Source organism: Citrobacter sp. NCU1 (assembly GCF_010231475.1).
Classification (GTDB): Bacteria; Pseudomonadota; Gammaproteobacteria; order Enterobacterales; family Enterobacteriaceae; genus Citrobacter_D.
Genome location: NZ_NRDO01000149.1, coordinates 1 through 2,362 on the forward strand (window position 1 = coordinate 1; position 2,362 = coordinate 2,362).

Consider the following 2,362-nt stretch of genomic DNA (forward strand, 5'->3'; position numbering starts at 1 on the left):
ACGCCCCCGGGTTGCCCGTGTCACCGCGCCCGCGCAGCATCAGGACGCCGACGACGACCATGACCAGTGCGAACAGGAACAGGAGCTTGCCGCCGTCGACGGCCTTGCCCGCGGTAGAGCCGAACAGGGCGCCGATGACGCCGGCGGTCGCATACATGCCGCCACAGCGCCATTTGACGTTATGCGCCCTTGCATGGCCGATCAGCCCCGTGGCGGCGTTAGCCGCGACGGCGAACGCGCTCGTGCCGATGGCGAGATGGGCGTCGGGCACGCGCACCAGATAGACCATGAGTGGGACGGCGAGGATCGAGCCGCCCCCGCCGACAAGCCCGAGGGTAAAGCCCACCAGGCTGCCGGATAACGCACCCAGCAGATACTGGATCGGTTCGAGGGTCATGCCGCTTTGCCGATCTTATGCGGAGCCGCCATCCATTCATGGCCTTTCAGCATGCCTTGCCAGTAAATCGGGGGCAGCATCCGCTCCTTCAGGAACCAGGCAGCGCGCGTCGGGCGCGTGCCGTTCAGCAGCCACGACGGAAAGCTGGGGAGCAGTTTTCCACCATAGCCGAACTCGGCGAGGACGATCTTGCCGCGCTCGACGGTGAGCGGGCACGACCCATAGCCGTCATAGTCGACAACAGGAGGCTTGCCTTCGAGTGCGGCGAGCGCGTTGACCGCCACCACGGGTGCCTGCTTGCGGGCTGCCGCAGCCGTCTTCGCATTGCTCGTCCCCGCAGCATCGCCCAAGGCAAAGACGTTGTCGTATCGCTTGTGGCGCAGCGTCGCCTCATCGACCTCGACGAAGCCGTTTGCCGCCGCGAGCGAACTTTTGGCAACGACGTCATGCGACACCTGCGGCGGCACGACGTGGAGCATGTCGAACCCGCGCTCGATCCGCTCGCTGACACCGTTCTGCTTGCGCTCGAAGGTGGCAATACGCCGATCGGCGTCGACCGCGACGAGGTTGGATTCGAGCTTGAGGTTGATCCTATACTTCTCGACATATTCCATCAGCGCAGGGACATAGGTCGCGACGCCGAACAGCGCCGCACCGGCGTTGTGAAATTCGACGTCGATCGCGGGGAGAACACCGCGTTCGCGCCAGATGTCGCAGGACAGGTACATCGCCTTTTGAGGCGCGCCGGCGCACTTGATCGGCATCGGCGGTTGCGAGAACAGCGCGCGTCCCCGCTGCAATTCCTGGACAAGCTGGTAGGTGTAGGGCGCCAGATCGTAGCGGTAGTTGGACGTGACCCCGTTGCGGCCCAACGCTTCGGTAAGCCCCGCGATCTTCTCCCACGCCAAACGCAGGCCGGGGGCGACGATCAGGACACGATAGGCGATCGTATCCCCGTCGCCCAGGGTGATCGCCTGACGCTCGGGGTCGATGGTGATCGCCGGCAGCCGGATCCATTCGACGCCCTTGGGCATGACATCGGCTTCGGCCTTGCGGGTCTGTTCGGGGGTGAAAACGCCTGCCCCGACTAACGTCCAACCGGGCTGGTAATAATGGTCCCGGGCCGCATCGACGACCGCGATCGACACCTTGGCGTTACGTTTCAGGATGCTGGCGGCGGTTGCGATGCCCGCAGCTCCGCCTCCGATGATGACGATGTCGTAGGTCATTTGCCGGTTCTTTCGGACCGGCGAGCGAGCGCCGGCTTCAGATCGGCCAGGTCGTACCCGGCTGCCTTGGCCTGACCGACGATCGTTTCGGGATCGGCATGACTCGCCTCCGCCAGCGCCCATAGGGTAGCCGCCCGCGTGCCGCTTCGGCAGAAGCCGAGCGTCGGTCCCGGCAGCGCAGTCAGCGCTTCCTTCATCCGGTCCGCATCGGCATCGGTCGCCTTGCCCGGCACGATCGGGACATGGGCGAACGCAAGGCCGTGTTCTTCGGCGATCCGGGCCATCTCGTGTGCGCTCGGCTGTCCCTGCTCCTCGCCATTTGGCCGGCTCGAAACGATCGAGCGAAACCCCGCCTGTGCGGCGGCAGCGACATCATCCCGGGTGAGCTGGGGAGCAGCCGAGAAGGACGGTGTGATCTTCTTGAAGGCCATGTAATGTCTCCTGTCCGGTCACGCCGAACGGCGTGGGATGAGTGCGAAGCGGTGGATGGCTGCGCCGAGCGCCATTGCAGCGGTGAAGAGCAGCGCGGGGGCAGGCTGGATCGCGAGCGCGGCGATGGCGGGGCCGGGGCACAGGCCGACAAGGCCCCAGCCTATGCCGAACAGGGCGGCACCGCCGAGGAGGCGCGCGTCGATCGGCGACGTGGCCGGCGTATGGAATTGCTCCGCGACGATCGGCGTAGAGCGTCCACGCACGATGAGCCAGGCTATCGCCATCGGCAGGATCGCTCCCGCCA

4 protein-coding genes are annotated in these 2,362 nt (G+C 66.0%); all 4 read right to left on the reverse strand.

All coding sequences use genetic code 11. The features are described 5' to 3' along the window. Positions 1-397, reverse strand: a 397-nt coding sequence (locus CJP72_RS25060; protein ID WP_162383911.1) for a sulfite exporter TauE/SafE family protein, incomplete at its 3' end; no start/stop codon positions are given. Further along, positions 394-1,626 (reverse strand): NAD(P)/FAD-dependent oxidoreductase, encoded by a 1,233-nt coding sequence (locus CJP72_RS25065; protein ID WP_018251197.1) that lies wholly within the window; start codon positions 1,624-1,626, stop codon positions 394-396. The genes CJP72_RS25060 and CJP72_RS25065, both read right to left, overlap by 4 nt. Further along, positions 1,623-2,057, reverse strand: coding sequence for a TIGR01244 family sulfur transferase (locus tag CJP72_RS25070; RefSeq protein WP_018251196.1), 435 nt, complete (start codon positions 2,055-2,057; stop codon positions 1,623-1,625). The genes CJP72_RS25065 and CJP72_RS25070 overlap by 4 nt, the downstream gene beginning before the upstream one ends. Before the next feature lie 18 nt (positions 2,058-2,075). Further along, the coding region (locus tag CJP72_RS25075; protein WP_162383912.1) for a DUF6691 family protein at positions 2,076-2,362 on the reverse strand (287 nt) is incomplete at its 5' end.

Bases quoted from the DNA above. Each gene is read 5' to 3' on its own strand.
- CJP72_RS25065 (WP_018251197.1), bottom strand. From the start codon at position 1,626: ATGACCTACGACATCGTCATCATCGGAGGCGGAGCTGCGGGCATCGCA.
- CJP72_RS25070 (WP_018251196.1), bottom strand. From the start codon at position 2,057: ATGGCCTTCAAGAAGATCACACCGTCCTTCTCGGCTGCTCCCCAGCTC.